This window comes from Shewanella sp. 0m-8 (genome assembly GCF_052977265.1).
In genome coordinates, this window is record NZ_JBRIMB010000026.1 from 58,028 (window position 1) to 64,626 (window position 6,599).

Annotated in this window: 4 protein-coding genes; all 4 read left to right on the plus strand. The window is 45.8% G+C overall.

Annotated elements, in window-relative coordinates; all coding sequences use genetic code 11:
• Nucleotides 1-93: 93 nt before the first annotated feature.
• The 4 genes from ACVBIO_RS13295 (at nt 94) to nrfD (ending at nt 6,065) form a co-directional block, all read left to right on the plus strand.
• Nucleotides 94-1,884, plus strand: a complete 1,791-nt coding sequence (locus tag ACVBIO_RS13295) for a sensor histidine kinase (protein ID WP_447160099.1) — start codon at nt 94-96, stop codon at nt 1,882-1,884.
• 375 nt (nt 1,885-2,259) lie between these two features.
• Entirely contained in the window at nt 2,260-4,536 is a 2,277-nt protein-coding gene (gene phsA / locus ACVBIO_RS13300) for a thiosulfate reductase PhsA (protein WP_447160098.1), read from the plus strand.
• Between the two features lie 12 nt (nt 4,537-4,548).
• Nucleotides 4,549-5,121: a 4Fe-4S dicluster domain-containing protein gene (locus ACVBIO_RS13305; protein WP_447160097.1), complete on the plus strand. Its 573-nt coding sequence runs from the start codon at nt 4,549-4,551 to the stop codon at nt 5,119-5,121.
• Complete coding sequence (gene nrfD / locus ACVBIO_RS13310; protein WP_447160096.1) at nt 5,118-6,065, plus strand: NrfD/PsrC family molybdoenzyme membrane anchor subunit; 948 nt, start codon at nt 5,118-5,120, stop codon at nt 6,063-6,065. Before ACVBIO_RS13305 ends, nrfD begins: the two co-directional genes overlap by 4 nt.
• The last annotated feature ends 534 nt before the right edge of the window (nt 6,066-6,599 follow it).

A 6,599-nucleotide genomic window follows, 5' to 3' on the forward strand; every position in this document is an offset into this window, starting at 1 on the left:
ACGTGCTTTTATTTTCCGCTAGATAACAATCTCTTTAACTAATGTCGGGAGATGTTCGGTAGGGGAATAAGTTTGTCAGTGGAGCCTAAGGAAATGAAATTGCCTAAGATTTTGTTCTGTCTATTTGTACTGCTTTTCTCATCTGCCACTTGGTCTAAGCCTCAGCAGCTTTATGTTGGCGTGCTTTCAAATTGGGGGCACCAGCAAGCAATTGAGCGCTGGAAACCTATGATGGAGTACCTCAATGAACAGGTGCCTCAGGCTGAGTTTCATGTATACCCAGGTAACTTTGAAGCACTCAATTTAGCGATGGAACTGGGGCAAATCCAGTTTATTATTACCAACCCTGGCCAATACCTGTATCTCTCTAATCAATACCCTTTGTCATGGCTAGCAACGATGCGCTCAAAGCGACATAACGGCAGCACCTCGGCGATTGGCTCGGCAATTATCGTCAAGGCAGACAGCGACTATCGCACTTTATATGACTTAAAGGGCAAGATTGTCGCCGCTAGCGACCCCCACGCACTGGGCGGCTATCAAGCCACTGTCGGTTTAATGCATCAGTTGGGGATGAACCCAGACACTTATTTTGGTCAAACCAAGTTTTTAGGCTTTCCTCTTGATCCGCTGTTATATCAAGTTCGAGACGGCAATGTCGATGCGGCGATTACGCCTTTATGTACCTTAGAGGATATGGTTGAACGTGGCTTGATTAACCGGGCTAGCTTTCGAGTGTTGAACCCTAGCCGCCCAGAGGGGATCGAGTGTCAATGCAGCACTAACCTTTATCCCAATTGGTCGTTTGCAGCGACAGAAGGTGTCAGCACTGAACTCAGTAAGGAGATCACGCAAGCGTTACTGGATTTAAGTGCCAATGACCCCGCGGCAATTCAGGCGAACCTAAAGGGGTGGACCTCGCCGATTAGCCAGTTAGCGGTGATTAAATTATTTAAAGAGTTGCACGTAAAATCACCGGATAGCAGCCGCTGGGATGCCGTTAAAAAGTGGTTAGAAGAAAACCGTCATTGGGGCATTTTATCTGTTTTAATTTTTATTATCGCAACCCTATATCATCTGTGGATTGAATATCGTTTCCATCAAAAAAGTAGCTCATTGATAGAATCTGAGCGCCAGTTAAAGCAGCAAGCTATTGCCCTCGAAAGACTGCAAAGTGCATCGATTATTGGTGAGATTGGTGCAGGGCTTGCCCATGAGATTAATCAGCCTATTGCAGCCATTACCAGTTATAGCGAAGGCGGTATTATGCGGTTGCAGGGACGGCAGCAAGCAGATGTCGATGCTTGTATTGAACTGTTAGAGAAAATCCATAAGCAATCGACTCGCGCGGGGGAAGTAGTACATCGTATACGTGGGTTACTTAAGCGCCGCGAGGCGGTGATGGAGGATGTTAATATTCTCACCTTAGTGGAGGAGAGCGCCTCACTATTGAGACTTGAGCTTGCAAGGCGAGAGATCCAGGTTGCTACCCAAATTAAAGGCGAACCCTTTTTTATTACCGCTGACCGAGTTGGGCTTTTACAAGTGTTGATTAACTTAATAAAAAACAGCTTAGACGCGATAGCCGATTCTGATAATGCCCGCACAGGACAAATTAGTATAGAACTCGACTTTAAAGAGTCTCAAGTCAATATCTCCATCCTTGATAATGGTCCTGGCTTAGCATTAGAAGCCGATACCTTAATGGCAACCTTCTACACCACCAAAGTGGATGGATTAGGGCTTGGTTTAGCAATTTGCAGAGAGGTGATTAAGGAGCATGACGGGCATTTTGTGTTGGCTAATCGCTGTGATGAACAATCTGGCTGCGTAGCAAGAGTGCACCTGAAAAAGCGTGGCAGTGAACAGGCAGTTACTATTTAAACGTTAAATTTAGCTGCTCAGGCAAGCAGTTAATCCTATCTAATAGTAGCAATGTGCGGTCTTTGGCTTTATATAAGCGAGCCGCACATTTTGTATCAAAAACACGTTGTAACCAGCAAAAAGGTAAACTTTTTTACGGTATGTGGTTTACCACAATTTACAGTTTTTAGTCGCTGTGTTGGCGTAAAATTGAACTGTGAATTGCCTCACAAACACCAGCACCACATAGTCGGTATGTGGTTTACCACAATATTCAATCTCTGCAGGCTCAATAACAATGAGGAAAACCTTAGGAATGAGTTGATTGCAAATAGCGATTAACACAGGGCTTAATTCATCGCTCTCCTAAGGATCATTGTCATTGGGAGATTTAACATGAAACTAGATCGGCGAACCTTCATTAAAGGGGCCGGAGCCGGCACAGCGACTTGCGCATTAGCATCGCTTCCAGGCTCTTTGGCTGCCCTTGGACATTCTGAGCTGCAAGGTAGTGCAGAGTCTATCGCAAGTATTTGTGAAATGTGCTCAACCCGCTGTCCAATCTCTGCCCGAGTCGTAAATGGCAAGAACGTATCAATTCTTGGTAATAAGAACGCTAAATCATTTGGCGGAGCTGTGTGCGCCCGTGGTGGTGCAGGTCACAGCCAACTTTATGATAAGCAACGTATTGTTAAGCCGCTTAAGCGTGTTGGTGAGCGCGGAGAAGGTAATTGGCAAGAGATTGAGTGGGATGAAGCCTACAGTATCATTGCAAAAAACCTCAATAAGATTAAAACTGAGCACGGCGCTGAAACCGTAGCCTTCTCATCAAAATCAGGCTCTCTATCAGGCCATCTGTTTCACCTAGCCAAAGCCTTTGGCAGCCCAAATACCTTTACTCACGCGTCTACCTGTCCGGGCAGTTATGTGATTGCGGCTAAAGCGATGTTTGGCGGCAAAATCAAGCGCGATTTAAGCAACTCTAAGTACATCATCAACTTTGGTCATAACCTTTACGAAGGCATTAACATGTCTGAGACCAGAGGCATGATGAATGCACAAATGGAAAAGGGCGCTAAGCTGGTGGTATTTGAACCGCGCTTCTCGATTGTGGCTGATAAAGCCGATGAGTGGTATGCGATTAAGCCGGGCACTGACGTTGCGGTTGCACTGGCAATTTGTCATACCCTAATCGCAGATGACTTATACGACAAAGCCTTCGTGGCGCAATATGTGTCAGGTTTTGACGAGTTTGCCAAAGAAGTTAAGGCTTATACACCTGAGTGGGCAGAATCTGTTAGTGATGTGCCAGCTGAAGATATTCGCCGCATTACTCACGAATACGCAGCCGCTGCGCCACATGCGTTAGTCGATTTTGGTCACCGTTCATCGTTTACAACAGAAGAGTTTGAGATGCGCCGGGCACTTTATGCCGCTAACGTATTAGTGGGTAATATCGAGCGTAAAGGCGGTCTTTACTTTGGTAAGAAAGCATCTAGTTATAACAAGTTTGCTGGTGATAAAGTCGCACCGACGTTAGCGAAACCAGGTGTTGATGGTATGCCAAAAATTGATGCTAAGCGCATTGATATGGTCGATGAACAGTATGCATTAACCTGGTCATCGGGTGGTATTTACCAGACGATTCTCGATTCTACTCTAGATGCGGTTCCATACCAGTTACGTGCGTGGGTAATGAGCCGTACTAACCCAATGCAAACCATGACAGACAGAGCCCGTATTGTTGAAACAATGCAAAAGCTCGACTTTATCGTGGCCTGCGATATCTATATCAGCGAGTCTGCCGCTTACGCCGACATTTTCTTACCTGAATCAACCTACCTTGAGCGTGACGAAGAGATCGCCGATAAGTCGAGTAAGAACCCTGCTTACTACGTGCGTCAGCGTGTGGTTGAAACCATTGGTGACACTAAACCTAGCTGGCTTATCTGGAAAGAGCTTGCGACAGCGTTAGGTCAAGGTCAGTTCTTCCCATGGGAAAATATGGAAACATTGCAGCTGTTCCAAGTACAGCGTGATGTGAATTTACTCAGAAAAATTAAAGATGAAGGTTTTGTTAGCTTCGGTAAGCCACTAATGCTGCGTGAGCGTGGCATGGTCAGAGACTTTGTTGCTGCGTACCCCAATGCAAAAGCCGTTGATGCTGATGGCACATATGCCAGCCAGTTAAGCTTTAAAACGCCGTCGGGCAAGATTGAGCTTAGCTCAGATAAAGTGGAGAAGATGGCGCCGGGCCGCGGGGTTATTCGCTACCGCGAAGTCACCATGAAAAAAGCCGACGAGTTGTTCTTTATTCAAGGCAAAGTGGCTGTACATACCAATGCGGGTACGCAAAACGTACCCATGCTGGCAAATTTAATGTCTGACAACGCGGTGTGGATCCATCCGATCACAGCGGGTCTGTTGAATATTTCAAGTGGCGACAAGATTCGGATCTATAACGATACCGGTAGCGAAGAAGGTCATGCCCTCGTGACACCAGGTATTCGCCCAGACACCGTATTTGCTTATATGGGCTGCGGCTCAAAGAATAAAGAGCTTGCCCGTGCAACCGGTAAAGGTGTGCATTGCGGTAACTTACTTCCTCATGTGACGTCTCCGGTAACAGGTATGAATCTGCATACTACCGGTGTCAAGATTGCCAAGATTTAATCGGAGTTAATTATGACTAAGCGTTATGTTCTCGTGCACGATGAAAACAAGTGCATTGGCTGCCAAGCATGCAACGTGGCTTGCCGCAGTGAAAACAATGTGCCTGAGTCGGTGACTCGAATTCAGGTCAGAATCGAGGGGCCGTACGGTAACTTCCCACACTTACATTTTAAATATAATCGTGTGTCTTGCGAGCAGTGTGAAAATGCACCTTGCGTTAAAGTTTGCCCAACGGGCGCGGCCTATGTGAATGATGATGGCATTGTTTCCATCAATGAAGGCAAGTGTGTTGGTTGTCTATATTGTGTTGCGGCTTGCCCTTATAAGGTTCGCTTTATTAACCCAGAAACTCGGGTGCCAGATAAGTGTGATTTCTGTAAAGAGACACGTTTAGCCCGCGGTGAAGAGCCTGCATGTGTCACCGTTTGTCCAACTCAAGCATTAACCTTTGGTGATGCCAATGACATGAACTCTGAAGTGCGTAAAGTGTTAGACACCAAACCGCACTACCAACAAAAGGTAAACCTAGGCACTGAACCGCGGGTCTACCGCATTCCTAGCCGTAAAGGAGGGATCAAAGCATGAACAATATCTGGGGCTCGATGGAACAATACGATCCGGTAGTGTGGAACTGGATTATCGCGGTGTACTTATTCATGGCGGGTTTGTCAGCTGGCTCTATGCTGGTAGCCATTGGACTTAAATGGTACAAGCAAAGTCGTGGTCAACCAACCGAAGGTTTACCTGTGATTAAGGCGGCAGCGGTCATTGGCCCTGTGGCGATCAGTTTAGGTATGGCGCTGCTGGTACTGGATCTGACTAAACCGTTTGAGTTTTATCACATCCTGCTTAACTACAACCTGACGTCAGTGATGGCATGGGGGGTGATAGCACTGCTGGTTTATATTCCGTTAGTGTTTGTTTTTGCAGCAATCGTATTTGAAAAACAAGTGCTGCATTACGCACCTTGGCTTGCAGGAACATTAAAAGTTTGTCGCCAGTTGGAAAATAGCATTAATAAGCTGATTTTCGCCCTAGGTCTAGGTGTCGGTGTTTATACCGGTTTCTTACTTTCAGCCTTGATTAGCTACCCTATTTTAAACACGGCGGTATTGCCTGCGCTGTTTTTAGCATCCGCCTTATCAGTGGGCTCAGCGGGTAACATTTTGGTGGCGACCTTGTTCTTTAGTAAGAAAGAATCAGATTGTATCGAGCAGGTGCACCGTATCGAGTACCCAGTGGCCTTTAACGAAGCACTTTGTTTGGTACTGCTGTTTGTCGGGCTTAACTTTTCAGGCCCAGCGGCGCAAGCGGCAACAGCAGCAATTACAACAGGTACTTGGGCGAGTGTGTTCTGGCTTGGCGTAGTGGGCTTAGGTCTTGTGGTCCCCGTTCTTGCGAGTACATTAGCACCTAAGGCTTGGCGACATACTAAAGGCTTCTTGATCACGGTATCGTGCAGCACCATTCTAGGCGTATTAGCACTGAGACACTTTGTGGTTTACGCTGGCCAGAGTTATATCAGCTAACTCAAAGTCGTTAATTGTCCTTCAATTTGCTTAGGCCAATTGAATCGTACAAGCCCAAACATTCGTTTGGGCTTTTTAATTTAGCCCCTGTCATCGATAACCAAAAAACAACAGCCAAAACCTAACACCTGAAGGCTAGCTTTTATCTTCTAGCTTGGCTCTGACAAAACGGATAGCTGATCTTAAATAAGAATGGCTGGCCTCACTGAAAGTGGACTTTAACAAGGACGATTGAACAAGAAGCTTTGAATAAGGAAGGGTGCATAAGAAAAGATGAATAATAAAAGTTGAAAGAGTACTTTTAAAGGCGGTTGAAGGAGTATTTGGAGCCATCGCGGGGCATAGGGGGTGGAGCATTGGGGTTAGAAGAGTGAGTTTGGATTATTACGCTTTCATGTCACACATTTGACCATTACAACAACACTTAGATTGGTAATTAGGTCAATACTTAGATTGCTACTTAGATTGCTACTTAGATTGCTACTTAGATTGCTACTTAGATTGCTACTTAGATTGCTACTTAGATTGCTACTT